The 25,199-nt window shown below is 52.9% G+C and carries 22 protein-coding genes and 2 riboswitches; of the genes, 4 read left to right on the forward strand and 18 right to left on the reverse strand.

Features of this window, described 5'->3' with window-relative positions:
* The first annotated feature begins 89 nt into the window (after positions 1–89).
* The gene (locus EVJ33_RS11455) at positions 90–2,132 is read left to right on the forward strand and encodes an EAL domain-containing protein (RefSeq protein ID WP_131437247.1); all 2,043 of its coding nucleotides are present in this window, start codon (positions 90–92) and stop codon (positions 2,130–2,132) included.
* A 40-nt stretch (positions 2,133–2,172) separates the two neighbouring features.
* Here EVJ33_RS11455 and EVJ33_RS11460 read toward each other — a convergent pair whose 3' ends face one another.
* Positions 2,173–3,576: a basic amino acid/polyamine antiporter gene (locus EVJ33_RS11460; protein ID WP_131437249.1), complete on the reverse strand. Its 1,404-nt coding sequence runs from the start codon at positions 3,574–3,576 to the stop codon at positions 2,173–2,175.
* Between the two features lie 223 nt (positions 3,577–3,799).
* On the opposite strand from EVJ33_RS11460, the gene EVJ33_RS11465 reads away from it, so the two are divergent.
* Positions 3,800–5,431, forward strand: a complete 1,632-nt coding sequence (locus EVJ33_RS11465; RefSeq protein ID WP_131437251.1) for a peptide ABC transporter substrate-binding protein — start codon at positions 3,800–3,802, stop codon at positions 5,429–5,431.
* A gap of 104 nt (positions 5,432–5,535) precedes the next feature.
* Here the strand turns inward: EVJ33_RS11465 and EVJ33_RS11470 are convergent, their stop codons facing one another.
* The 3 genes from EVJ33_RS11470 to ade form a co-directional block, all read right to left on the reverse strand.
* Positions 5,536–7,128: a Na+/H+ antiporter NhaC family protein gene (locus EVJ33_RS11470; RefSeq protein ID WP_131437253.1), complete on the reverse strand. Its 1,593-nt coding sequence runs from the start codon at positions 7,126–7,128 to the stop codon at positions 5,536–5,538.
* A 113-nt stretch (positions 7,129–7,241) separates the two neighbouring features.
* Positions 7,242–7,416: riboswitch (Lysine riboswitch) on the reverse strand.
* Positions 7,417–7,473: 57 nt separating this feature from the next.
* Positions 7,474–7,758 (reverse strand): hypothetical protein, encoded by a 285-nt coding sequence (locus EVJ33_RS11475; protein ID WP_131437255.1) that lies wholly within the window; start codon positions 7,756–7,758, stop codon positions 7,474–7,476.
* Positions 7,759–7,874: 116 nt separating this feature from the next.
* A complete protein-coding gene (gene ade, locus EVJ33_RS11480) occupies positions 7,875–9,584 on the reverse strand; it encodes an adenine deaminase (RefSeq protein ID WP_131437257.1) in 1,710 nt (569 codons plus the stop codon).
* A 120-nt stretch (positions 9,585–9,704) separates the two neighbouring features.
* On the opposite strand from ade, the gene EVJ33_RS11485 reads away from it, so the two are divergent.
* On the forward strand, positions 9,705–10,241 hold the full coding sequence (locus EVJ33_RS11485) for a gamma carbonic anhydrase family protein (protein WP_131437259.1): 537 nt from the start codon (positions 9,705–9,707) through the stop codon (positions 10,239–10,241).
* 432 nt (positions 10,242–10,673) lie between these two features.
* Here EVJ33_RS11485 and EVJ33_RS11495 read toward each other — a convergent pair whose 3' ends face one another.
* From EVJ33_RS11495 to EVJ33_RS11545, 11 genes are all read right to left on the reverse strand, one after another.
* Positions 10,674–11,222 (reverse strand): nitroreductase family protein, encoded by a 549-nt coding sequence (locus EVJ33_RS11495; protein WP_131437261.1) that lies wholly within the window; start codon positions 11,220–11,222, stop codon positions 10,674–10,676.
* A 115-nt stretch (positions 11,223–11,337) separates the two neighbouring features.
* A complete protein-coding gene (gene lysA, locus EVJ33_RS11500; RefSeq protein WP_236634610.1) occupies positions 11,338–12,630 on the reverse strand; it encodes a diaminopimelate decarboxylase in 1,293 nt (430 codons plus the stop codon).
* The gene (alr, locus tag EVJ33_RS11505; RefSeq protein WP_131437263.1) at positions 12,600–13,688 is read right to left on the reverse strand and encodes an alanine racemase; all 1,089 of its coding nucleotides are present in this window, start codon (positions 13,686–13,688) and stop codon (positions 12,600–12,602) included. Before alr ends, lysA begins: the two co-directional genes overlap by 31 nt.
* Before the next feature lie 12 nt (positions 13,689–13,700).
* Positions 13,701–14,627 carry a branched-chain amino acid transaminase gene (locus tag EVJ33_RS11510; protein ID WP_131437265.1) on the reverse strand — a complete coding sequence of 309 codons (927 nt, stop codon included), beginning with the start codon at positions 14,625–14,627 and terminating at the stop codon, positions 13,701–13,703.
* Between the two features lie 46 nt (positions 14,628–14,673).
* Positions 14,674–15,381 carry a 2,3,4,5-tetrahydropyridine-2,6-dicarboxylate N-acetyltransferase gene (gene dapD, locus EVJ33_RS11515; protein ID WP_131437267.1) on the reverse strand — a complete coding sequence of 236 codons (708 nt, stop codon included), beginning with the start codon at positions 15,379–15,381 and terminating at the stop codon, positions 14,674–14,676.
* Complete coding sequence (dapB, locus tag EVJ33_RS11520) at positions 15,359–16,108, reverse strand: 4-hydroxy-tetrahydrodipicolinate reductase (RefSeq protein ID WP_131437269.1); 750 nt, start codon at positions 16,106–16,108, stop codon at positions 15,359–15,361. The genes dapD and dapB overlap by 23 nt, the downstream gene beginning before the upstream one ends.
* Positions 16,105–16,986, reverse strand: coding sequence for a 4-hydroxy-tetrahydrodipicolinate synthase (gene dapA, locus EVJ33_RS11525; RefSeq protein ID WP_131437271.1), 882 nt, complete (start codon positions 16,984–16,986; stop codon positions 16,105–16,107). Before dapA ends, dapB begins: the two co-directional genes overlap by 4 nt.
* Positions 16,987–16,998: 12 nt before the next feature.
* Positions 16,999–17,994 carry an aspartate-semialdehyde dehydrogenase gene (locus EVJ33_RS11530; protein WP_131437273.1) on the reverse strand — a complete coding sequence of 332 codons (996 nt, stop codon included), beginning with the start codon at positions 17,992–17,994 and terminating at the stop codon, positions 16,999–17,001.
* Between the two features lie 12 nt (positions 17,995–18,006).
* Positions 18,007–19,206: an aspartate kinase gene (locus tag EVJ33_RS11535; RefSeq protein ID WP_131437275.1), complete on the reverse strand. Its 1,200-nt coding sequence runs from the start codon at positions 19,204–19,206 to the stop codon at positions 18,007–18,009.
* 114 nt (positions 19,207–19,320) lie between these two features.
* Positions 19,321–19,501, reverse strand: a riboswitch (Lysine riboswitch).
* A gap of 77 nt (positions 19,502–19,578) precedes the next feature.
* Complete coding sequence (locus EVJ33_RS11540; RefSeq protein ID WP_131437277.1) at positions 19,579–20,007, reverse strand: GNAT family N-acetyltransferase; 429 nt, start codon at positions 20,005–20,007, stop codon at positions 19,579–19,581.
* Positions 20,001–21,161 carry an alanine--tRNA ligase-related protein gene (locus EVJ33_RS11545; RefSeq protein ID WP_131437279.1) on the reverse strand — a complete coding sequence of 387 codons (1,161 nt, stop codon included), beginning with the start codon at positions 21,159–21,161 and terminating at the stop codon, positions 20,001–20,003. Before EVJ33_RS11545 ends, EVJ33_RS11540 begins: the two co-directional genes overlap by 7 nt.
* A gap of 96 nt (positions 21,162–21,257) precedes the next feature.
* Here EVJ33_RS11545 and EVJ33_RS11550 point away from each other — a divergent pair, with 96 nt between their 5' ends.
* Positions 21,258–21,986, forward strand: a complete 729-nt coding sequence (locus EVJ33_RS11550) for a GntR family transcriptional regulator (RefSeq protein ID WP_131437281.1) — start codon at positions 21,258–21,260, stop codon at positions 21,984–21,986.
* Positions 21,987–22,018: 32 nt separating this feature from the next.
* Here EVJ33_RS11550 and EVJ33_RS11555 read toward each other — a convergent pair whose 3' ends face one another.
* The 3 genes from EVJ33_RS11555 to nagA form a co-directional block, all read right to left on the reverse strand.
* Positions 22,019–23,122, reverse strand: a complete 1,104-nt coding sequence (locus EVJ33_RS11555; protein ID WP_131437283.1) for an LCP family protein — start codon at positions 23,120–23,122, stop codon at positions 22,019–22,021.
* A gap of 151 nt (positions 23,123–23,273) precedes the next feature.
* Positions 23,274–24,038, reverse strand: coding sequence for a glucosamine-6-phosphate deaminase (gene nagB, locus EVJ33_RS11560; RefSeq protein WP_131437285.1), 765 nt, complete (start codon positions 24,036–24,038; stop codon positions 23,274–23,276).
* A complete protein-coding gene (gene nagA / locus EVJ33_RS11565; protein WP_131437287.1) occupies positions 24,035–25,180 on the reverse strand; it encodes an N-acetylglucosamine-6-phosphate deacetylase in 1,146 nt (381 codons plus the stop codon). Before nagA ends, nagB begins: the two co-directional genes overlap by 4 nt.
* Positions 25,181–25,199 lie beyond the last annotated feature (19 nt).

Raw genomic sequence — 25,199 nt, forward strand, 5'->3', positions numbered from 1 at the left:
ACGACCAACTTGCCCATTCCTCGAGTTGGGAAAATAAGGTACACTAAACGTAGAGTATGACTCATTTGACGTAGATTGGGGGAAAGGTTGTGGCTTCATTGCGTGATTTGCCGATTGACGAGTTCATCGATGCTTTATCTGTCCCATGCTGTTATATCAATCTCGATGGCAACGTCCTTCTTTGGAACGAACATGCTGAATCGCTCTTCGGATGGAGACGCGGCGATGTCCTTCACCGCCCGCTCCCGGTCGTCGAGCACTTAGAATATACGCTCGAGACGTGGTCGCCACTGCTCCTTCAATATCCGTTCTCGACGACGGCAATGACGCCGTTCAAACATAAAGACGGATCGATCGTCTATGCGACCGCCTATTTACAAACCTTCTCCATCAATGACTTCACCGGCTATTTTCTAGCCTTTTTACCGAAAGGGTTTAGTCCCCTCCTAAGCACGGAACAGTTCAACTTGCTCCATCACTTTCAAGCGATGATTGAGCAGTCGACTTATTATTTGGCTACGAACGCACACGGGGAAATCACCGAGATCAACCCGTTGTTATGTGGATTCATCGGAGCAACTGATCATCAATTTATCGGCAGTCGTTGGTTCGACCTCATCCATCCCTCATTCGAGAACGACCCGATTTGCGAGGACGTGCTTCAAGCGCTTACGACCAATCGCATTTGGAACGGCGAGATGCCAATCCGTTCCGAGCGACATGTGACGAACACGTGCTGGCTCAATTTGACGATCATTCCGATTTTGAACGAAGATGGCGACGTCTTGCAATATACCGCCTTCGGGTTTGACGTCTCAGATAAAAAGCGACTCGAGCAAGATGTCAAGTACCTCGCCTATCATAACGATTTGACCGGTCTATTGAATAAAAAGGGATGGCTTCGTCAATATGCTCATATCCTGCAGGATATCGATCAAGGGGACGGCTTGATTCATGTCGCTTTGTTCGACATTGATCGTTTCAAAATCATCAACGAATCGTTCGGCTCTCGCGTCGGCAACGAACTGCTCATCCAAATCAAGGAACGGGCCACTCAGTTCATACCGGAGACGAGCGTCATGTTCCATCCATCGGGTGGTTTGTTCGGACTGCTGTTCTTTGAAGAGTCGAAAGAAGAAGTGTTCCAGTTGTTGCGTCAACTACAACATGAACTGCAACGCCCGTTCCGGATTTATCATCATTCGATCATGGTGTCGATTTCAATCGGTTGCGTCTTCTATCCATCGGCTACGTCTTCATTAGAAGAACTATATACGCGAGCCGAGAGCGCTTTGTTCAAAGGAAAACGGATTGGCGTCGGGACGATTCAGTTCGTCACGAAAGACATGGACGATGCATTCTCTAGGCAAATCCATATCGAAAAGGCGCTCTATCAAGCGCTCGAGGAAAAACATTTTTATTTGGAGTATCAACCAAAGTTCGAGTTGAAGACCGATACGCTCATCGGGTTCGAAGCGCTTCTTCGTTGGCATCACGATGAACTCGGTCAAATCCCGCCATCGGAGTTCATTCCGCTCGCCGAGGAAATGGCGCTCATTATCCCAATTAACAACTGGGTCATCCTGGAGGCAGCCAAACAGTTGAAAGCGTGGCAACGTCTCGTCGATTATCCGTTGTCGATGGCCGTCAACATCTCACCGAATCAATTCCGGAGTGATAGTTTCATCAACACGCTTCGAAACATTAAACAACAACTCAATTTAAACCCGTCCGATATCATTCTCGAGATCACGGAAAGTCTCGTCATGCAACAGACGGATGAAATCATTGCGCGGATGAATCAAATCAAGCGCCTCGACTATCGCTTATCGATTGATGACTTCGGGACTGGCTTCTCTTCACTTCAATACTTGAAGTCGTTCCCGGTGGACGAACTAAAAATCGATAAAGTCTTTTTAGACGACTGGCTAGCATCGAAGTCACACTTGCTCGACGTCATCGTCCATCTTGGGAAGAGCCTACACTTGCACGTCGTGGCCGAAGGGGTCGAAGACCAGGAGATGCTCGATCACTTGAGACAAACCGCCTGCGATTCGTTCCAAGGTTTCTTGTACGCCAAACCGATGCCTCCAATCGAAGTATTTCGTTTGTTGACGGGCGAACGACCATAACAAAAACCATCGGATGTCTCACGACATCCGATGGTTTTTTTCACAGGCTGATCGTTGCTGTCCATATTCCGTAGACACCGTACGTGGCTGCCAATAGGATGACGAGCGCGATCATATATTGCAGGCGGCTGAGGAACGGCCGTCCCTGTTCGCGTTCGGCCAGCATGAAGACGAACACGCCTGGCGCGTAAAGAATCATCGCGATGAGCATATATTCGACACCTGACGCATAGAGGAGCCAGGCCGCATAGATGGTCGCGATTCCCGACATGACGAGCATCGAGCGTGCCCCAGTGCGTCGCGCCTCTTTCCAGCCGAACAAGGCGGAAAACAAGTACGGGACGAGTGCTGCAATCCCGGCGATGCTCGAGAGCACCAAATAGGTCTGTTCGGAGAACAAGGCGATCATGGTGACGAGTTGCGTGAAGACTTGCGTGATGAACAGCGCACTCACCGGTGTCTCGTTTCGGTTGATTCGGTTGAACAGTTTAGGGAACACCCCATCGCGACTTGCCAAATAGGAAATCTCGGTCGCAAGAATCGTCCACCCAAGCAACGCACCGGAGAGCGAGACGAGGAGTCCGATGTTAATGATGGTCGCACCGACAGGACCGACGACTGCCTCGAGTACGTACGCCATCGACGGTTCTGCGAGCGACGCGAGTTGCTCTTGTGTCATCACCCCGAACGAGAGGATTGAAATCATCATGTAAATGACGAGCGTCCCGATAAGACCGATCACCGTCGCCCGTCCGACGTCCCGTTTATGGCGGGCGCGTGATGACAAGACGACCGCTCCTTCGATGCCGACGAAGGCCCAAAGTGTCACGAGCATTGTCGACTTCACTTGTGGGAACACTTGTGACCAGCTAAATCCGGATTGCCCCCAAAAATCAATTTGAAACGTGTCGATCCGGAAGGCGAACAAGATCAGGACGATAAATAAGAAAATCGGGACGAGCTTTGCGATCGTCGTGACGATATTGAGGAGTGCCGCCTCTCTCATCCCGCGTGAGATAATCCAAAACAATCCCCAAATGACGACTGCGCTCATGATTAAACGAAACGTTCGATGCTCTGACGAAAAAATCGGAAAGAAGTAGCTGAGCGTGCTAAAAATCAATGTGATGTTTGCCACCGTCCCGATCCATGCGGACATCCAATAGCCCCATCCGCTATTGAATCCGACAAACTTGCCGAACCCTTCCTTCGCATAGGCGTAAATCCCACCTTCAAGTTCAGGTCTCGTATTCGCTAAAAATTGAAACACGAACGCGAGCATGACCATGCCGATACCCGTGATCGTCCAACCGATCAAGACCGAACCGACCCCGGCACCTTGCGCCATCGCGCCAGGCAAGTTAAATGCGCCTCCGCCAATCATCGTTCCGACGACCATCGCAGCAAGCCCGAAAAAGCCGATTCCGGCTGATTGTCCTTTCATTCCAAACCCTCCAAAAACAGTTGACGTCTGACGAATAACTATACATCAATAATGTATATTCATTCGGCGATTTCCTTATTCTACTGAATACAATGACGTTTAGATAGGTATTTTACTAATGTTTATATTTTCGAATAATTAAAAAAATTAATTGCTTATTCATTCTGTTTATAGTTTAATGACAATATATTCGAAACAATCAGAATTTTCGGGAGGTATGACAATGCGTAATAAGAAATGGTTAGCTTTATCGGGTGTTGCCTTGCTTGCGACAGCAGCATGTGGCGGCGGAGAAGAATCATCGTCTAACACATCAGAAGGATCATCATCGGGTGATGCGAAGAAGGAAATCACGCTCGTTTCGGCGACAGATTTACCACAGCTCGATCCAACGCTCACTACGGACTCAACATCAATCATCGTGACGAACAACGTCTTCGAGGGACTGTATCGTCTTGATGAGAACAACCAGCCGGTACCGGGAATTGCTGAAGACGTTGAAATTTCAGAAGACGGACTTACATACACGTTCAAATTGCGTGATGCGAACTGGTCAGACGGATCACCAGTCACAGCTGAAGATTTCGTCTACTCTTGGAAACGCGCCCTCAACCCTGAGACAGGCGCCGAGTACGCATACATCCTTCAGGACTTGAAAAACGCCAACAAGATTCTTGCAGGCGAAGAAGAACTCGATGCACTCGGTGCGAAAGCACTCGATGAAAAGACACTCGAAGTTCAATTGGAGGCACCTGCCCCTTACTTCCTCGGGTTGACAGGATTCCCGACGTACATGCCACAAAAGCAAGAATTCGTCGAAGAGCAAGGCGAGTCGTTCGCGACAGCGGTCGATAAGACGCTCTATAACGGCCCTTACGTCTTAGACAGCTGGCAAGACAATGAAGGTTGGGTGTACAAAAAGAATCCGGACTACTGGGATGCTGACAACGTCAAGATGGAGACAATCAACGTTAAAGTCGTCAAAGAAGTCGCGACAGGCGTCAACTTGTTCGAATCGGGCGAAGTCGACTACACACTCTTGTCGTCTGAATTCGTGCCACAATTCCAAGACAGTGAAGAGTTCAAGACTCGTGCTGACGCACGCATCAACTTCCTTCGCTTCAACCAAAAGAACGAAGCGCTCCAAAACGTCAACATTCGTGAGGCGCTCGCGAAAGGCTTCGATAAGCAAGGTGTCACAGACGTCATCTTGACAGACGGTTCACAGCCGGCTAACTTTATCGTCGCGAAAGACTTCACGTTCACAGAGGACGGAGCCGACTTCCGCGAGAAATATCCGGACCTTCAAAACTATAACGTCGACGAGGCGAAAGCCGCATGGGAGAAAGGTCTCGCCGAACTTGGTGTCGAGACGGTCGAACTTGAGTTCCTCTCACGTGATGAAGAAGCGTTCAAAAAAGTTAACGAGTATATCAAAGGTGAGCTCGAGAAGAACCTTCCTGGCCTCACACTTAACATCAAGCAACAACCGTTCAAAAACTTCCTTGAACTCGAAGGAGAAGGCGACTATGACGTCTCTGCTGCTGGCTGGGGCCCTGATTACCAGGATCCAATGACGTACCTCGACATGTGGGTAACGGACGGTCCGTTCAACCGGATGGCCTACTCGAACGACGAGTATGACAAATTGATCCAAAGTGCAAAACAAGAAGCCGATCAAATGAAACGTTGGGAAACGATGCAAGAAGCAGAACGCATCTTGCTCGAAGATGACTTTGCGATCGCACCGATCTACCAAAAAGGTGAGGCGTACCTCGAACGCTCAAACATTAAAAACATGCACCGCCATCCGTTCGGAGCTGACGCTAGCTTCAAGTGGTTGGACGTCAACTAATCAACAAACCCTGTCACTCATGTGACAGGGTTTGTTTGTGTATCGTCACTTAGGACAAGCCAAGAGGCGTACCACGAGTTGTGGCACGCCTCTCATTTAAGTGATCAAGCTTCACGTTCAGCGCGAATTTCGGCTGGAACACGTCCGCGTTTAGAAATGATTTGAGCGATGACAAGTAATACGACGAATGTCGCGAATGCTGTAAAGAATCCGATCCACATCGAGCCTGTGATGCCGAGGACCAAATATCCGACCGCTGAAACACCAGCCGCAATCAAAGCGTATGGAAGTTGTGTCAACACGTGGTCGATATGGTGCGATCCGGCACCCGTCGAACTGAGGATGGTCGTATCCGAAATTGGTGAACAGTGGTCACCGAATACCGCACCAGCGAGTACCGCCGCGAGTGTCGGAAGCAACAGCTCCGGATCGACCGCCATAATCAAGTCAGCCCCGATTGGAAGCATCAAACCGAATGTCCCCCAACTTGTCCCTGTCGAGAACGCCATCAGACCGGCGATTGCGAACAAGATCAGTGGCAAGTAAGATGCTGCAATCGAGTCCGTGACGAAGCTTGCCAAGTAATCACCGGTTTTCATATCCCCGATGACGGCAATGATCGTCCAGGCAAAGAGCAAGATGAGCACGGCTGGCCACATGGCACGGATACCAGCCCATGTCGCATGACCGTAGTCCTTGGCTGGAATGTTGCGACCAATCAAGAGCAAGAGAGCAACGAGCAAGCTGATGACGGCACCAGTCACGAGTGACCGCGTCACGTCTGTTGACTCGAACGCACCGAGAAGCGAGAAACTTTGACCATCAGCAGCGAGCGCTTGACCGCCTGTGTATAACATGGCTGAGACGGTGGCAATAATCAAGACGATGATCGGGACGATCAAGTCGCGGACTTTCCCGCCATCGTGTTCTTTAATATCTTCACTCATCCCCATCGGTGCGCCTTTCGATGAATCGTAGAGCTCACCTTGAAGGGCACGTAGCTCATGCGTCCGCATCGGTCCGATCGCAAGTCCGGTGTAGGCAACGTAAGCCGTCAACATAAGGGCGAAGATGGCGTAGAAGTTCATCGGAATGATTTGGATGAATGCTGAGAATGACGAGTAGCTATCAATCGAGTACTTCGCAAGAATTCCGGCGATGATGGCGATGATGTACGCTCCCCAGCTCGAGAGCGGACTAATGACACAGACCGGTGCGGCCGTCGAGTCAATCGTATAAGCGAGTTTCGCGCGCGATACTTTTTTCCGGTCCGTGAGCGGTCGGCTAATATTCCCGACGGCAAGACTGTTGAAATAGTCATCGATGAAAATCAAGATTCCAAGGCCGAACGAGACGAGGCGGGCGCCACGAGCCGTTTTGACGTTAGAAGCTGCCCATTCACCAAACGCACGGGCACCGCCTGATGTTTGAATGATGGATGACAAGATGCCGAGCAAGAGCAAGAACGCGATCAACAGCACGTTCCATTCATTGATGGCCCCATCCGCCCAGAATAGTGCGATGATGTTTGACCATAAATACTGAATCGATTCGAGCGGGTTGAAATTGTGAAGCAATAAGACCCCTGCGACAATCCCGACACCGAGTGACGGAATGACTTTCCGTGTTGTGATGGCCATAATAATGGCGAGTAAAGCCGGTACGAGTGAGAGTACCGAAGTTGAATAATCTACCATGCTGATTTCCTCCTCTTCTATTTGAGATGAGGCCCCCCTATGCTTAAAAAAACGCAAAGCGAGGGCATCGGCAACAAAGCCGACACCCTCGCTGGATGTTCCGTCTTTCTTAGCCGACTTGGAGCGCTCCATACGTAAATATGTATGGCAGTCTGACGGGTATTTCCCGTCAGCCCAGCACAAAGTCAGAGACATGACTTTACACTTCGGCGATCTTGCCTTTCTGTAGTCTTCACCGTTGTCATCCTCGGACTACTTACTCATCAGCATCGCACCTCTACCTCATCGATAGCACGAATATTCATTTAAAGTTACGTCTAAATTATCATAGGTCATAGTGACTAATCAATAGTTTTTTTCATCTCGGATGATTTGTTTTAATACAGCGAGTGCGGCTTGATCGTCAGACTCGACCGCTTTAAAGAAATCACTAAAGAAATGATACAAGACGAATCGTTCGGCGTGTGACGTCGTTTGTTCTTTGATCGTTAAGAAAATCAGGTGACGCAACCGTCGTTTCGTCCGCGTCTCGTCAGGCAATTCTTGACATCGGTCTTGGAAGGCACGATATACAGAATTGATCAAATCCCCATGTTCATCATACGACCGGTTGTATGCAACTTGTTCCATCTGTGATATCCCCCCTTTCATTTGTACCGATGAAACTTGTCGTAACTATACCAACTTAAACAAAAGCGTTCAATCGTTTCGGGTCGTTCTTAACAAAAATCATACGTTAGACGGACTCACGACTCGATAAATGAGAACGTCGTGACGTCGAATAGTCCCATATCGGTCAACTTCAAATCCGGGATGACCGGGAGGGCTAGGAACGACATCGTCAAATAGGGGTTGAAGTGACGATGTGCCCCGACGACGTCGAGTGCGTCGTTCAACTGTTCGAGCACGTCCGCCACTTCTCCGTACGGACGTCTTGTCATGAGTCCCCCGATTTCGAGCGGCAAGACGGCTAACACTTTGCCATCCGCGACCGCGACGACACCACCGCCTACTTTCTCGAGCGTCTCGGCTGCGAGCAACATGTCGTCCGGGCTCACCCCGGCGATGACGAGGTTATGACTGTCATGCGCGACCGTCGCCGCGAGTGCCCCTCGCTTCAAACCGAAACCTGTCACCGGGGCAAGGGCCATGTGCCCCGTCCCATGATGACGTTCGATGACAGCGAGCGTGGCAATGTCTTGGGCGAGGTCCGCTCCGGACGCATCAGGTGTGAAGACAAGACGCTCCCGCTTCGTCAAGAGACTGTTCGGTAACACTTGAATCACATCGACTGCTTCTTCCTTCACTGCTAAGCGGAACGATTCTGCTGTCAAGTCCGGCAGTTTGAGTTCCCCTTTCATCGGTTTCGGCACTTCAATCCCGTCAGCCTCGAACGTCGCCTTGCCTTCTTTGGCGACGACCTCCCCGTTCACGTAGACAGTTTCGATTTTCACCGATTGGACGTCTGACAAGATGACGAAGTTCGCTCGTTTACCCGGGGCGATGGCACCGACGTCTTTCAAACCGTATGCCTCGGCCGCGTGAAGACTGGCAACGGCATAGGCCGTCTCTGGCTTGACGCCTTGTTTGATGGCCATGCGAATGTTGTAGTCGATTCCGCCCTCGGCGACAAGATCGTCCAAATGCTTATCGTCCGTACAGAACAAGAACCGGTGGGCGTTGCTCTCGGTGATGGCACGGCTGACTTTCTCGACGTTTCGAGCGACCGACCCTTCCCGAATTTGAACGTAAAAGCCGCGACGCACGCGTTCAAGTGCTTCTTCCGCCGTCGTACACTCGTGGTCGGTCATGATGCCCGCTGTACGGTACACGTTCAACTGATCAGGTCCAAGGCCTGAGGCATGACCGTCGACGACTTTCCCAGCGCGTTCTGTCTGGGCGATCTTTTGAAGCATGTCCTCGCTCCCGGACTCGACGGACGGATAGTCCATCACTTCACCGAGACCGTGTACGCCCGGGTCCCCTAAAAATGGTGCCAAATCCTCGGCGTATAGCTTCGCCCCTGCGTGCTCGAACGGCGTCGCCGGAACGCAACTTGGTAGCATCATTCGGACGTCGAGCGGCAACCCTTTGGCATCGGTGAGCATATATTCGATGCCGAGCGCCCCGTTCACGTTCGCGATCTCGTGCGGGTCGGCGATGACCGTCGTCACCCCGAGCGGAAGCACGGCTTTGGCAAACTCATGAGGTGGGACCATCGATGACTCGATATGGACATGTGCGTCGATGAACGACGGCGCGAGTGTCCATGACGGGTCATGGTATTCGGTCTCCCCTTCGTAACCGTCCCCGATGGCCACGATATAGCCGGCGTCGATCGCGACATCGGTGCGAATCGTCTCACGGCTGTAGACATCGATGACCGCCACATCCTTAAAGACGACCGCTGCTTTCTTTTTTTTCGCCGCGATGTCGATCAAATGTTGTTTCTCCATCTGTGTGTCTCCTTTTTTCTACGTATTTTTACTATCTTAACAAGAATAATCTTTCCGGTGCAATTTCTTTTTCAACTTATGCGACAATGAAAGCATATCCATTTGAAAGGGGTTACACATATGCAATATAAATTAGGCGAACTGATTCCACACGTCGATGAGACAGTCTTCATCGCACCAGGAGCCCACGTCATCGGTGACGTTACCATCGGCGCCCATTCCGGTGTCTGGTTCAATACGGTCATTCGAGGAGATGAGGGACCGATTCAAATTGGTTCTTACGTGAATATTCAAGACGGGTCGATGGTCCACCAATATGAAGGGTCCCCGACCATCATCCATGACCGGGTGTCGATCGGTCATATGGCGATGATTCACGGTTGCGAAATCGAAGAAGGCTGTCTCATCGGCATGCATGCGACCGTCCTCGACGGGGCTAAGATCGGCAAGGGTTCATTCATCGCGGCCGGTGCACTCGTCACACCAAATATGCAAATCCCAGAAGGCGTCATGGTCATGGGCGTGCCCGCCAAAGTCGTCCGTCCGCTCAATGACGAGGATCGCTTCATCATGGAACGGACCGTCAACAAATACGCCAAACGGGCTGAGCAGTACTTGACGACATGCGAGCCACTCACATCGACCCAAAGATTGTGAAAGCGTTTACAAGATTCATAAATTGTTAACGATTATCCCGATTTTTCTTCATGTTTCCTTTGTATACTGAGGATGTAGTCAAGCCGACGTGTCGAAAGGGGCCAATTGTAATGTATCCAAACCATGCCGAACTCATGTTAGACTTGTACGCCTCGTCCGTAAACCCAAGCTATTGCCTGCATATCGAGGATTCGTTCGACGATACGCTACAAGGCACACATCGAGAGGTTTGGGAACGGTTGCAATCGGATAATACTAAAGAGGAAGAAACTAAAATTAAGGGAACGTGAACAAAATGATTCCAACGAATGTCATTCAAGATTGGCTCGCAAACAAGCTAAAAAAATAAACTGAGCGCCCAAAAGAACGTCTCAGTCTATCCATTCATACATCTTCGCCCGGTCGTAGTCTACTCACGACCGGGCTTTTCGTTCATTCAAAGATTGTCAAACTGGCATCGATGGACTCACGCTGTTTCATCGGTGGCACATCCTCATATCGTCCGAGCTGAAGCAATCCGACGAACGTCTCCCCATCGGCCCCGATCAGCTCTTGGAGACGGGCGTCTTCGAAAATGCCACCCGTCCGCCAGACGAGGCCGATCTGTTGCTCACTACATAATAAATGAAAGTTTTGAATCATCGTCGCCGTGGCGAGCAGCGCATCTTTCTTCCCTTTGTCCGTCTCGAACTGTTTCGTCGTCACATATATACAGGCGGCCGCATTTCGAATTCGTCCCGCAATTTTCTCGCGCTTCGCTTCGGGACCGTCGGCAAACGCCGGTTCGAGCGCATGAAGCAAGACGTCTTTTCCGTCCCCGTTGAACAAATAGAGATTCCACGGCTCGACTTTATTATGAAACGGTGCTTGATGCGCCGATGCCAGCAACTCATAGAGTACTTTCGTCGCAATCGGTTCTTCCGTGAACACCCGAATCGTCCGTCGCGATTCAATCAACTGCTGTCCTACTGTCTTTTCCATTCCCATCACTTCCCCCTCTATTCTCTCTTTCATCATAATTGAAAACAGTTCTCATTTGAAGAGGAATGACTTCGAAAAAAGAACGCATCCCTGATTCAGGAATGCGTTCATCGTATCATGTCGACTGCCCAACAATCTCACAGACGACCAAATCTTCGAGCGTCTGTCTGCGGACGACGAGACGGTGTGTCCCGTCCTTCACGAAGACGACGGCCGGGCGGAGCATCTGGTTATAGTTACTCGCCATCGAAAAGTTATACGCCCCCGTCGCTTTGACGAGGAGGAGATCGCCCGCTTCGACCGGCGGGATGAGCGAGCGGTTCGAGATGATGTCTCCCGACTCACAGCACGCCCCGACGATCTTCGCTTCGAGCGTCTTCGGCTCATCCATCCGCGTCGCCGCAATCACATCATATTCGGCGTCATAAAGGGCCGGACGAATATTATCCGTCATCCCCCCGTCGACCGAGACGTACGTGCGGACACCGCTCACTTCTTTCACCGTCCCGACTTCATAGAGCGTCGCACCGGCGTTAGCAACGAGCCAACGACCTGGTTCGATCCCAATTTTCGGGAGCGGTAGACCGAAGCGGTTTACTTCCGCGACGAGCGTGTCCATCACTTGCGTCATCGTATCGGCGAAATCGAGCGGATCGTCCGACTCGAGGTAGGCGACACCGAAGCCGCCACCGATGTTCAAGACGTCGGCGGTATAGCCCGTCTGTTGACGAATCGTCTCGATGAAGTTGACCATCGTTTTGACCGTATTGATGAACAGCGTCGGTTCTTGAATCTGCGAGCCGACGTGGCAATGAATTCCCTGCAACTGCAGACGTTCTGCCTGCAGCGTCGCCTTGATTGCTTCGAGATACGCATCGTCATGAGTCGGGAAGCCGAACTTCGTATCGACTCCACCCGTCTGAATCGCCTCGTGAGCGCCTCCGACGACTTGTGGGACGATGCGGAGTAACACATCGACGTCTACCCCTTGTTCAACGGCGAGACCCGACAACAGTCCAATCTCGCGCATGTTGTCAATCGTAAAGTGGGTGATGCCGTTCTCGAGTGCGAACGTGATGTCCTGTACCGTCTTGTTCGACCCATGGACGTGAATCCGGTCAGCTGGAACACCTGCGTGGAGCGCGACGAACATCTCACCGCGTGAGACGACGTCGATGCTCAAGCCCGCCGCAATCACTTTCTCATACACGGCCGCGATCGACATCGCTTTTGAGGCGTAAAGTGCGTACGTGTTCGGATACTTGTCGAGGAATGCGCTCCGGACAAGGCCAAGACGACGTTCGAGCTCCGGTTCACTCATGATATAGAGTGGCGTCCCGTACGTCGCTTGAAGTTCACGGACGGACACGCCTTCGATCATACAAACTGATTGGTTGGTGGTGTACATACATTGCCTCCTTCAAAGCGGTGCGGGACACGCCATGAGCGTGCGCATAATTGTTCTGAGTTATTGGCGTGCCCGGTGCGGGTCACGTCATCGATTTTCGTGAGATGGCCGTATAGTTCGACACGGTCTCCGACTTGAACGGTGTCATCGACACGCAAGAAACTATGGCTCATGAAGATGTTGCTAATGAACGGATAAGCGCGGCCTTCGATATGGGCCGGCAAGAAGCGCCGGGCGCGCATGAGTCCATCGCCATAGCCGACGGAGAGCACGGCGATGCGTTCATTCGTCTCCGCCGTGTAGCCCGTACCGTAACCGACATGGGCACCGGCCTCGATGTCATGCACCGCGACGACTTCCGTCTCCCAGCGAAACGCTGGGACGAGCCACTCGACCGGTTCGACCGAGGAATAGCCATAAAGGAAGATGCCGACACGAACGTGCGTGCAATGTCCGAGACGCGAGTCCGCTTGAAGCGTCGCGGCGCTGTTGGCCGCGTGCACGATTTCAAACGAATGGCGTTCGATGAGACGATTCGACCAGTCGGCGAACCGTTCGACGTGGACGCTATGTTCGATTTCAGCATTGTCCGCGTCAGCGAGTGGAAAGTGTGTACATAACCCGACAAGGTCGAGCCCTTCATCTTGGCAGAAGGCGACGATGGCCAACGCTTCCTTGAACGTCTTGGCACCGAAGCGGTTCATCCCGACGTCAAGCTTCAAGTGAAGCCGGACGCCATTCAACTGATCCCGTTGCGAGACGAGCCAGTCGTAGGAACTGATGGCGACGTCAAGTCCGTCGCGATGGACGTTCGTCCACTCGTATACCGGGTTCATGACGAGGACGCGCGCTTCTGGCGCTGATGTCCGCACCTCGCGCGCCTCGTCAAGCGTCGTCACCATGAAATGACGCACCCCTTCTTCGTACAGTGTCGTCACAACTGGCTCCATCCCTAAGTTATAGGCGTTGTTTTTCACGACGGCAAACACTGGTCGGCCAAGTGCTTCAATCCGACGTTTGTTTTCGCGAATCGCGTTTAAGTCAATTGTGACTCCCATACAAAAACTCCTTTATTCTATGACTCCTGCTTTGACGAATGTGACCCAATCGCGGTGGCTTGCGATTTGTCCTGTTACAGCCTCACGGTAACGTGCGAGCATATTCGTCGCGACTGTCTGGACGCCGCCACCGATCGAAATGTTGTCGATTTCGATGACGCTCGTCACTTCAGCTGCTGTTCCCGTCAAGAAGATCTCATCTGCGACATATAGTTCGTCACGTCCGATGTGGCGTTCGATGACCTCGAACCCTTCCTCACGGGCAAGTTCGATCACCGTTTGACGCGTGATACCGTCGAGCACCGAACAGTCGAGTGACGGTGTGAAAATTTTGTTTCCTTTGACGAGGAAGATGTTGGCGACGCTCGCCTCGCTGACGTTTCCGTTCATGTCGAGGGCGATCGCTTCGTCATACCCGTCGCGGACCGCTTCTCCTTTAAGGAGTTGCGAGTTCATATAGTTCGCTGCCGCTTTCGCTTGCATCGGCATCATCGTCGAAGAGACGCGACGGTACGATGCGACTTTCGCGCGGATCCCGACCGTCTTGCTGAAGTATTCGCCGAGCGGCCAGCACGAAATCGCGACGTGTACTTTCGTTTCCTGCGTCGGCATGAGTGCCTGCCAAGGTGTGCCGAGGAAAACGAATGGACGGATGTAACACGCTTCAAAGCCGTTGCGTTCGATCAATTCAATCGTCGCCTGTTCGAGCTCATCGACCGTGTACGGGAGTTCGACGTGATAGTAAGCACACGACCGAACGAGTCGCTCCAAGTGTTCACGGAGTCGGAAGATGGCTGGACCTTCCTCGGTATGATACGCCCGAATTCCTTCGAAGAACCCGCTACCGTAGTGAATCGCGTGTGTCATAATGCTCGTATTCGCGTCACTCGGTTCAATCCAAGCCCCGTCTTTCCACATCCATTGTCCATACTGTTCCATAGTTCAACTCTCCCATTCATTGTTTATATTTTCTGTCTATTATACGTTACAGGGAGCGTAAGTCATCAACAAGTTGTGTTTTTTCTGCTGTTTTTTCATCCTTCTGCTTGATGACGCGGGCTGGCGTACCGGCGACGACGACGCCGGCCGGTACGTCTTGTGTGACGACACTGCCTGCTGCGACGACGGCATTTTCACCGATGCGAACACCTTCCAAGATGACGGCGTTCGCACCGACCATGACACCATCTTCAATGATGACCGGGTCTTTTGAAGGTGGCTCAAGGACACCCGCCACGACGGCGCCGGCGCCAAGGTGGACGTTTTTGCCAAGCGTTCCGCGGGCACCAATGACCGCGTTCATGTCGACCATCGACCCGTCGCCGATGACGGCACCGATATTGATGACGGCCCCCATCATGACGACAACGTTGTTGCCGATTTGAACGTGGTCACGGATAAACGAACCTGGTTCGATGCGGGCGTTCAACTGTGTCGTGTCGAGCATCGGTACGGCACTGTTCCGGCGATCGTACTCGAGATGTGTGTCCGTGATGACGGCTGCGTTCGCTTCAACGAAAGCGGCCGCACGTTCTGCTGTCGTCAAAAACAGCTTCGACTCGTCCGTTCCGAAAGCTTTGGCATCTTCGATCGTAAGACCGGCCAATTGACCGTTGACGTATAGTTTGACAGGCGTTTCTTTCTTGGCATCTTTAATGTATTGCGCGATTTCATAAGCGTTTGTGAGTAACATAAGTGGCCTCCTCGTATAGGTTCGTTAAATTGTATAATCCGGCTGGGCGGTCAAGAATCGTTGCCGCCGCAGCGAGTGCCCCGTTCGCGAAGACACGTTTGGACAGAGCCGTGTGTTTCAATTCAAGCATTTCATCGTCTCCGGCAAACAGGACGGTATGTTCACCGAAGATCGTCCCTCCACGTACCGAGTGCATGCCGAGTTCATCAGCCGCACGCGCTTCCCGCCGCGGTGTCCGGTCATATACCGGTGTCACATCGCGTTTCGCCTCGATGGCACGAGCGAGCAGTTCCGCCGTCCCGCTCGGTGCGTCGACTTTCTTACGGTGATGCGCCTCAATCACTTCGATGTCATACCCCAGCGTGAGCGGGACGAGTTGGTCAAGCAACTGTTTCAGGAGAGCGATCCCATAAGACGTATTGTACGACTGGAAAATCGGGATCTCCTGAGACGCCGCCTCAATTTTAGCGAGCTCTGCCTCGGAGAACCCCGTCGTCGCGATGACGAGCGGGATGTGCTTGGCTTTTCCGAACGCGAGCACGTCATCCAACAGTGCCGGGTTCGAGAAGTCGATGACGACGTCAACATCGGCGGCGACGTCTTGCAGCGAGGCAGGATGTTCCCCTCCAGCCGGCGAGACAATCGCCGCGACGTTCACGTTTTGTGTCCGGGCGACTTCTTCGACGATTTGTCCCATCGCTCCGTATCCATGAATGAGTAAATTCACTGTCTCACCTCATTAAACTGCTCCATCGCCGACAAGAGGCGTGCTTCGGCCGTCGCGCTCATCGGGACGAGCGGGAGGCGTGGTGCGCCAAACTCGAAGCCGCGCGCATTTAGTGCCGCTTTGACCGGAATCGGGTTCACTTCAGCGAACAATTCGTCGATGACCGGGAGCAGTCGGAGCTGCCATGTGCGCGCCGTCTCCAAGTCTCCCGCGAGGAGCGCCTCGGCGAGCGCGACCGTCGCACCCGGATAGACGTTCGAGAGGACCGAGACGACACCTTGCGCCCCCCAAGCCATATAAGGAAGAATTTGATCATCGTTCCCGCAATAGACCGGGAAGCCTTCTGGTACATGAGCCATCATTTGAGCCATGACCGAGATATCGCCGCTCGCTTCCTTAAGCGCAGCGATGCGTGGATGATCGGCGAGTTCTCCGACCGTTGCCGGATCAAGCGCGACGCCCGTCCGTGAAGGTACGTTGTAGAGCATGAGCGGAATCGGTGACGCGTCGGCGATCGCTGTGAAGTGGGCGATCAGACCCGCTTGCGTCGATTTATTGTAATAAGGTGTGACGACCATCGCCATCTCGGCTCCAAGTTCGGCGGCTCGTTTCGTCTTTTGAATGCTGAGCGCCGTATTGTTCGACCCGGTTCCGGCGATGATGACGGTGCGGCCGGCAGCGACTTCAATCGCTTTGACGAGAAGCGTCTCGAACTCTTCGTCCGTGATGGTCATGCCTTCACCAGTCGTTCCCCCGATGACGAGGCCGCTGACGCCTTCTTTGATTTGATCTTCAATCAATGCTTCCCACGCTGTGAGATGTAACTGACCGTCTGCTTGGAACGGTGTAGCGAGTGCGGTTGCGACTCCTGTAAACATTTGATTTCCCCCTTATTTCGTAGCGGTCTGCCCGATCATGCACTGGGCGATTTGAACGGCGTTCGCCGCCGCACCTTTTCGAACGTTATCAGCGACGCACCAGAGATGGAACGTGTTCGGTTGCGACTCGTCGACACGGATACGGCCGACGTACACGTCGTCTGTCCCGTTCGCATCGAGCGGTGTCGGATAGACGAGTTCCCCTGGGTTATCCATCAAGACGACACCCGGCGCGTCCGCGAGCACAGCTTTCACTTCGGCGAGCGTCGCGTCGCGGTCGAGCGTGACCGTGATGGAGACGGCGTGGCTGTTGCGGACCGGGACACGAACACACGTCGCTGTGACACCGAGGTTCGGCGCATTTAAAATCTTGCGTGTCTCCTCGATCATCTTCTGCTCTTCTTTCGTATAACCGTTCTCTAAGAACACATCAATATGTGGCAAGACGTTATCATAAATCGGATACGGATAGTTCTTCGGCTCTTCCCCACGTGCGCCACGCTCCAAGTCTTCAATCCCTTTTTGTCCTGATCCGGAGACGGCTTGATACGACGTATAGGCGACGCGAGTCAACCCGTATACTTCGGCGAGCGGCGCGAGCGCGACGACCGATTGGATCGTCGAGCAGTTCGGGTTGGCGATGAGCGTCTTGTCCGGGCTCAGTTCGACCCGGTTCACTTCCGGGACGATGAGCGGAATGTCCGCTTGCATCCGGAATGCACTCGAGTTGTCGATGACGATGACCCCTTGTTTACTCAAGCGAGGCGCATATTGTTCGCTGATGCTCCCACCGGCCGAGAAGAGGGCGATATCAATCGGATCTGCGTAAATCGCGTCCGATAATTCTCGGATGACGACGTCCGTACCGTTCACGTTCACGGTCTTCCCAGCTGAACGGGACGATGCGTACAGCATCAATTCGTTGATCGGAAATTCATACTCAGTCAATACGTCAATCATTTTTTGGCCGACGGCACCGGTCGCACCGACGACGGCTACGTTATACATGTGGCGTCCTCCTTATAACTTGAAGCGGGTCGCGATGGCCGCGACGGCTGCTTCGACGTCTTGTTCGTTAATCGTGTACGAGATGCTGATCTCGGATGTCGTGACTTGATAGAATGGAATCCCGCTCTCGCGGAACGTGGCGAACAACTCGGCGGCTACCCCGGTCGCGTCACGCATGCCGATGCCGACGACAGAGATTTTGGCATGCTCGGTATGACGGTCGATTTTGATTTGTGGGAACGTCTCGGTCAATTCCGCGAGCGCCTCTTCGAGAAACGCCTCTTCATCGAGCGGACACGTGAACGATAAGAACACTTCCCCGTCGAACGCCGTCTGACTGATCATATCGATATTGACATGACGCTGTGACAACTTCTCGAAAATGTCGGCGACTCCTGCCACCGAATGTGGAATATGTTTAATCGATACGCTGAGCACGTTCTTCACGACGCTCACGCTCGTCACCGCTTTTTGTTCCATCGCCTGTGTCATATCCATGATCCATGTTCCTCCTTCGCTCGCAAGCGTCTTTCCTACAAAGATGTTCACATCAAATTTTTTCGCAAGCTCGACGCTACGCATCTCCATCACTTTCGACCCAAGTGCACTCATCTCCATCATCTCGTCGTACGAGACGGTATCTAGCCGGCGTGCTGCTTTATGGATGCGCGGGTCAGCCGTGTAGACGCCGGCGACATCCGTGTAGATTTCACAACGTTTGCTAAGGACAGCGGCCAAGGCGACGGCGGTCGTATCCGATCCACCTCGTCCGAGCGTCGTCACATCACCGAACTCATTGACGCCTTGGAAGCCGGCGACGATGACGACGTCATATGTCCGCAACTTCTCTTCGAGCACTTCTTTGCGAATCGCCTTGATTTTACTTTTCGTGTGAATCCCCATCGTGTCGATTCCGGCTTGTTGGCCGGTGAGCGAGATGGCGGCGACGCCTCGTGAGTTCAAGGCGATGCTGAGCAGACTGATCGTCTGTTCCTCACCGACCGCGAGCAAGCGGTCCAGTTCGCGAATCATCGGGCGTTCCGTGATTTGTTTGGCGAGTGACAAGAGCGAGTCGGTTGTCTTCCCCATCGCGGAAACGACGACGACAAGCTTTTCTCCAGCCGCGGCCCGTGTCTGTAAATATTCAGAAATGGCTTGGAGTTGTTCAATCGTGGCAACGGAGCTACCTCCAAATTTCAATACGGTTGTCATCAGGTTCCCCACTTTCATGATGTCCACCAACAGAAAAAACGGCAGACCGGTAGGAAGCACTCTCCCTACGGTCTGCCGCTTGTACGCGCAGTTGAAAAACGATTAAAAAATCGTTCCGTAGATAGCGCTCCATGGCATTTCATCCATGGCAGTGTAGGCGTTATTCACGACTACCCCAGCCTTCGTTCGTACGCATGCGAACGTCGACTTCGGCGAAATTCCCCTTTCGGCTCGATCCGGAATGCGTCCGTGTCGATCAAGCGTACTCATGTCATTCGCAACCTCTATCTGTCAGTTGTTAGTTTTAGTTATAACAAATGCTTCCCGGCTTGCCAACCTTTTTTTAGAAAAAAGCAAAATTTCAAATAATGGTCACCACACCTTATGCATCATTCGATGTGGAATGTCCGCGTCTAAAAATTCATCGCCGTACGCCTCATACCCGAGCCGCTCATAGAACGGGAGCGCTGTCAGTTGGGCCCCTAGTTTGAGCTCGTGTAACTCGCTTGTCCGTGCGACAGATTCAATCGCGAGCATGATGTCCTTGGCGTATCCGTTGCCGCGTTTCGTGGCGAGTGTGGCGACTCGCTCCACTTTCCCAATCCCATCGCCGATTGGACGCAGACGCGCCGTCGTCACGGGCTCACCTTTCACTGTCCCCACGAAATGGATGCAATCTGGGTCGAGCTCGTCATACTCGAGGTCAGGGTCGATGCCTTGCTCGTGAATAAACACCGTCGCTCGCACAACCCGTGCCTGTTCAATCAGTTCTGCTTCCGTGCCGTGTTCAATCTTCAACATGATACCATTCCTTCCTGAAGCCGTTTCACGATTTCTGCCGTCGCGCGCTCCAACTCGCTGACCGATTCGAAGCGGGCTTGGGCTTGTTTATGGCTACCGCCGCCACGACCGATGCCGAGGTCATCGAGCGTCCGTTTCAAAAATTTACCGATGGCGATGTCATGCGTCCCGTCATGCATGAGCCACAACTTTTGTCCCGAGTGGTTTGCCCCGACGGCAATCCGGCCCGTCGCGGCGATGCGCTCGACGATCGTCGTCGTCAACGTCTCCGCTTCCGTCTTGCCAATGTGGGTGATGACATAATTGTCTTCTTGCAAAAAGGCAGCGACTTTCGCTTTCGCCACCCGTGCCTCGAGCGCTTTCACTTCCTTGTCCCGCTCTAGACGAAGATTACGTTCCTCGATCACGCGGGCAGCGACCGTCTCGTTCGTCGTCGATAACGTTTGATGAATCGTCCGTAATGCGGTTCGCGACGAATGGATGGCGGACAAAGCACGGTGACCGGCGACATAGGTCAGACGGACGTTCCCGCGGACTTTCTTCATCGAGGTCACGTGGACGATCCCGAGTTGACCGGTCGCCTCGACATGTGTCCCGCCACACGCGTTGTAATCGAGGCCGTCGATGTCGACGATCCGAACCATCCCGGTGCGATCGGTCGGTTTACGTAACCGTGCGACCTCGACCTCTTCAGACGCGAGTTCGTATGTGGAGACGGGACGGTTTTCAAAGATGATGCGTTGCACGTCTCGTTCTAACGACTCGATTTGAATCCAATCGAACGTCTCTGTCCCGATTTCAAGCGACGATTCTTCTTGTCCGATGCCAAAGCTTAACGTCTGAATGCCGTACTCGTCTTCTAATAAGGCCGTCAACACATGTTGAGTCGTATGTTGGATCGAATGGTCGCGACGGACCGCCTCATCGACGACGCCGGTCACACGCGCTCCACGTTCGAGTTCCTGTTCAAGCAAGTGCCAAACGACGTCATCGACCTGTTGCACATCGAGCACGGGCTCGCCGGTGAGTGTACCGGCGTCAGGCGGTTGGCCTCCTCCTTCCGCATAAAATAACGTTGATTCAAGCGCAACCCACGTTCCGCGCGCATCGGTGCGGGTCTCGGTCACCGTCGTTTCAAATTGCCATGGATTCATTGCTGTCGCCGCCTTTTCTGTAGGATATGTTCAGACAACTAGTCTAATTTAGTCTATAATAAGAAACACTTACTTTTGAAGTCAGGAGCGATATGCATGTTACAGATTGATAAACAATCACCGCTACCTATTTATTATCAAATTGAAGCCTATTTAAAGCAACAAATAGATGCCGGCATTCTCCAACCCGGTGAATCGATTCCGTCCGAACGAGAGTTTTCCGAGCGCTATAACGTCAGTCGGATGACGGTCCGTCAAGCGATCACCAACTTGGTCAACGCCGGTTATTTGAGCCGGCAAAAAGGCCGGGGAACGTTTGTCGCCAATAAGAAAATCACGATGGCCTTATCCGGATTGACGAGTTTCTCCGAAGAAATCAAACATCGGGGCATGCGTCCGTTCAGTCGCCTATTATCGTTCCAGACCATCCCGGCCCCGGCAAAAATCGCTCAAAAGTTGAGCGTGTCCCTCGATACCCCCGTCTATGAGATGCGCCGCTTGCGGCTCGCCGATGAACAAGTTCTCGCCCTCGAGACGGCGTACATCCCGGTCGCCTTATTGCCGGACTTGACCGAGACGGATGCCATCGGCTCGATTTACGAGTTTGCCGAGCAGTCCGGCCTTCGGCTGAAAAACGCGACCCAAACGCTCGAAGCACGGAGTGCGGGACTTGAGGACGCAACGTTGTTGACGATTTCTCCAAACGCTCCTGTCCTATTGATTGATCAACGAACGTATCTCGAAAATGGGGACATGTTCGAATATAGCCGCTCCTTGTTCCGTGGTGACGCCTACTCGTTCACCGTGGCCATGGACCGGACGTAAAAAATGGTTTGCCGCGGACGGCAAACCATTTTTTATTGTGCTTCGTATGTGATTCCAGCTGGGTCGTACATATACGTTTCGAGCTCTGTATCGGTCATCGGTTCCACTTCATTGCCCGCATCGGCCTGTTGGACGCGATAACGGACTTCTTCGAGCAACGGCTCGTTCAAGAAGTAATAGAAATGACCGTCATTGCCGCGGGCCCCTTCACCGGTCAACTGATATTGGACCGTGTTGTTGAGGGCACCGATGTCTTCAATCAAACGCATATAATCGTTCGGACCGAGCGTCGTCTGCATGTTGTCACCGACCGCTTTCAACACTTTGTCGTAGTTGTTGATGAGCGATGTGCCGAGCGCTTGGTCAAGGACCGCATTGATCACTTCCATCTGGCGCTGTCCGCGTCCGATATCCCCACGCGGGTCATCATAGCGGTTCCTGACGTAAGCGAGTGCCTCTTCACCTGACAACTGTTGCAGCCCTGCTTCGACTTGAACGACTTCGCGAGAAGCGTCATAACTGTTTTGTTCAGACGAGAACGGGACATCGATTTCGACGCCGCCGACGGCATCGATAAAGTCGACGAACCCTTGGAAGTTGAGCGAGACGACGTGATCGATGTCGATACCGACTAGATCCTCAATCGTATTCGTCGCCATCCGCATCCCGTTGTTCGGGTTCGATTCGTCCATCGATCCGAAGTAATACGCATGCGTAATCTTATCTTGATCGAGACCGGTCTTACCATATGGGATGTTAAAGCCCGTGTAGTCGATATTGACGTACGAGTCGCGCGGGATGCTTAGCATCGTCGTCTGTTTGTTCTTCTTATTCAAGATGACGACGATCATGACATCTGAACGACCATACTCACCGCGCGCTTTCTTTTGCGGCGACAAGTCCGTTCCGAGCACGAGGAAGCTCTCGGTATCCTCTTTATCGAATCGGGTCGGTTCGAGGGTCGGATCATCCTCAAGTGTCACTTGCGTACCGGACAACATGTTATGTGCTTGATAAAACGCTGTCCCATACATGCTCGAGCCAACGATGACGGCGATCAATACGAGGGCGCTGAACAGCTTATAAAACGCAGACGGGCCTTTGCGACGTCTACGAGCCTGGGTTCTTGAATTCATGATTTTCTCCTTCACGGTCGATTGATATGAGCTTCACCTATTATAGAGGAATCCTCGACTTTTGTCGAAAACGTTTTGATTACAAAACCATTTCCATACAATTTCCCACAGTTGACGACAAAAAAACCTGGAGACGTTTGTCCCCAGGTCGTTAAGCACGGATTGAAAAGAATCGGTCGCCCGCTTCGCTGCCGCGTGCTTGTAACACGTCACTACATCCGGACGCCGCCTCGGCGTCGAGCACGATCGTGACGCTCGGATGCGCCTGTAAGATGGAGGCCGGCCACTCGATTGTCGGTACGCTCTCAATCATATGGTGAACCGCTTCTGCTTTTCGAGTACCTGTCGCCACGAGAACAATTTCGCGTGCGTTCATGATCGTATCGAGCCCCATCGTGATAGCATGCGTCGGTACTTCCTCAATCGTATCAAAGAAACGACGGTTCGCTTCCCGCGTCGATTCGGTCAGCTCGATCACGTGCGTCTTCGCATCGAGCGCCGTCCCCGGCTCATTGAAGGCGATATGTCCGTTTTCCCCGATACCGAGCAATTGAAGATCGACCCCGATTGATCGAACGAGTTGTTCGTAGCGGCCCGCTTCCGCTTCCGGATCGGCTGCGTCACCACGAGGCACATGGCTCTCTTTGAACGGGACGTCATGGAACAGCTTCTCTTCCATGAAATGATGATAACTTTGCGGATGGCTCGGTGCGAGTCCAATGTATTCATCTAAATTGACGCTCGTCACATGACTGCAGTCGAGCGCGTCACGTTTGAACATCTCATACATGCCGACCGGCGTGCTGCCGGTCGCAAGTCCGAGCACGAACTCCCGTTTCCCGGCCAATCGTTCAGTGATGAGCGTATAAGCGATGGTTTCTGCATCTGTCGGCGTTTTCGCGACTAATATGTTCATGTCATATCCTCCTTCGAATAAGCGACGCGTCCTTGATGAATCGTCGTCGTGACCGACAGCGTATCGTCCCAAATGACGAGGTCCGCATCAAATCCGGCCGCAATCGACCCTTTTTTCGTCAATCCGAATTCACGCGCTTGGTTCGTTGACGTCATCTTCACAGCCTCCGGTAACGTACACCCTGTGAACGTCACCACATTTCGAAATGCCGCGTCCATCGTCAAGACGCTACCTGCCAAGTTTCCAGCTTCAAGGCGAGCTGCCCCGTCCGCAACGATGACCGGTTGGCCTCCTAGTTCATAGCGACCGTCCGGAAGCCCTTTGGCGCGCATCGCGTCCGTGATGACGACGAGACCGTCCGCCCCTTTCATGCGATAGGCGAAGTCGACCATCTCGTGACGGCTGTGAATCCCGTCTGGAATGATTTCGACCATGACGTCACGCTCCAATAAACAATAGCCGACCGTCCCCGGTTCCCGATGGTGAAGTCCGCGCATCTGATTGTATAAGTGCGTCGCGTGTTTGACGTTCGCTTCCTTGTTCTCGGCGAACGTGGCGTTCGTGTGTCCGGTCGACCCGATCGCCCCGGTCTCACGCATCACTCGTTCGAGTTCACGTGCCCCAGGACGTTCAGGGGCATATGTGACGAGACGAATGTGTCCGCCTGCCTCCTGTTGCCACGTCCGGAACTGTTCCGCGTCGGGATCGATAATATATTCTGCCGGCTGTGCGCCAGCGTTATCGACGTTGACGAACGGTCCCTCTAGATGGATGCCGACGAGTGACGTGTCTCCCGCCTCGATGACGGTCCGGGCTGATTGCAACGCCTTCGTGATGGCAGCAGGTGACTGCGTAATCGTCGTCGCAAAATAAGACGTCACGCCTTCTGCGAACATCGAATGGCTGAGGTGACGGAGTCGGTCCACATCCGCATCCATCGTATCGACGTCGTAACCGCCGTGGATGTGGACGTCAATCATTCCTGGCGTCACGAGCGCCCCGCGCACGTCGAGCTCTGAATCTGTTCCTGCCTGATAGTCCTCCATCGCACCGACGCTCACAATCGTCGTGCCATCGAACCGGATATAGCCTCGTTCCCACGTGTTGTCCCCCGAAACGATATGTGCATTGATGATCACCATAATCGGTCATCCACCTTTC

Origin of the sequence: Exiguobacterium sp. SL-10, from assembly GCF_004337025.1 — a bacterium.
Lineage (GTDB): Bacteria > Bacillota > Bacilli > Exiguobacteriales > Exiguobacteriaceae > Exiguobacterium.

Excerpts from the sequence above, each read along its gene's own strand:
- EVJ33_RS11535 (WP_131437275.1), bottom strand. The coding sequence starts at position 19,206 with ATGACAACCGTATTGAAATTTGGAGGTAGCTCCGTTGCCACGATTGAA.
- ade (WP_131437257.1), bottom strand. The coding sequence starts at position 9,584 with ATGGAGAAACAACATTTGATCGACATCGCGGCGAAAAAAAAGAAAGCA.
- alr (WP_131437263.1), bottom strand. The coding sequence starts at position 13,688 with ATGGGAGTCACAATTGACTTAAACGCGATTCGCGAAAACAAACGTCGG.
- dapA (WP_131437271.1), bottom strand. The coding sequence starts at position 16,986 with ATGTTTACAGGAGTCGCAACCGCACTCGCTACACCGTTCCAAGCAGAC.
- EVJ33_RS11510 (WP_131437265.1), bottom strand. The coding sequence starts at position 14,627 with ATGGAACAGTATGGACAATGGATGTGGAAAGACGGGGCTTGGATTGAA.
- EVJ33_RS11475 (WP_131437255.1), bottom strand. The coding sequence starts at position 7,758 with ATGGAACAAGTTGCATACAACCGGTCGTATGATGAACATGGGGATTTG.
- EVJ33_RS11485 (WP_131437259.1), top strand. The coding sequence starts at position 9,705 with ATGCAATATAAATTAGGCGAACTGATTCCACACGTCGATGAGACAGTC.
- lysA (WP_236634610.1), bottom strand. The coding sequence starts at position 12,630 with ATGTACACCACCAACCAATCAGTTTGTATGATCGAAGGCGTGTCCGTC.
- EVJ33_RS11530 (WP_131437273.1), bottom strand. The coding sequence starts at position 17,994 with ATGTATAACGTAGCCGTCGTCGGTGCGACCGGTGCCGTCGGCCAAAAA.
- EVJ33_RS11460 (WP_131437249.1), bottom strand. The coding sequence starts at position 3,576 with ATGAAAGGACAATCAGCCGGAATCGGCTTTTTCGGGCTTGCTGCGATG.
- EVJ33_RS11555 (WP_131437283.1), bottom strand. The coding sequence starts at position 23,122 with ATGAATTCAAGAACCCAGGCTCGTAGACGTCGCAAAGGCCCGTCTGCG.
- EVJ33_RS11495 (WP_131437261.1), bottom strand. The coding sequence starts at position 11,222 with ATGGAAAAGACAGTAGGACAGCAGTTGATTGAATCGCGACGGACGATT.
- dapD (WP_131437267.1), bottom strand. The coding sequence starts at position 15,381 with ATGTTACTCACAAACGCTTATGAAATCGCGCAATACATTAAAGATGCC.
- EVJ33_RS11545 (WP_131437279.1), bottom strand. The coding sequence starts at position 21,161 with ATGAATCCATGGCAATTTGAAACGACGGTGACCGAGACCCGCACCGAT.
- nagA (WP_131437287.1), bottom strand. The coding sequence starts at position 25,180 with ATGGTGATCATCAATGCACATATCGTTTCGGGGGACAACACGTGGGAA.
- EVJ33_RS11470 (WP_131437253.1), bottom strand. The coding sequence starts at position 7,128 with ATGGTAGATTATTCAACTTCGGTACTCTCACTCGTACCGGCTTTACTC.
- EVJ33_RS11465 (WP_131437251.1), top strand. The coding sequence starts at position 3,800 with ATGCGTAATAAGAAATGGTTAGCTTTATCGGGTGTTGCCTTGCTTGCG.
- nagB (WP_131437285.1), bottom strand. The coding sequence starts at position 24,038 with ATGAACATATTAGTCGCGAAAACGCCGACAGATGCAGAAACCATCGCT.
- EVJ33_RS11550 (WP_131437281.1), top strand. The coding sequence starts at position 21,258 with ATGTTACAGATTGATAAACAATCACCGCTACCTATTTATTATCAAATT.
- EVJ33_RS11540 (WP_131437277.1), bottom strand. The coding sequence starts at position 20,007 with ATGTTGAAGATTGAACACGGCACGGAAGCAGAACTGATTGAACAGGCA.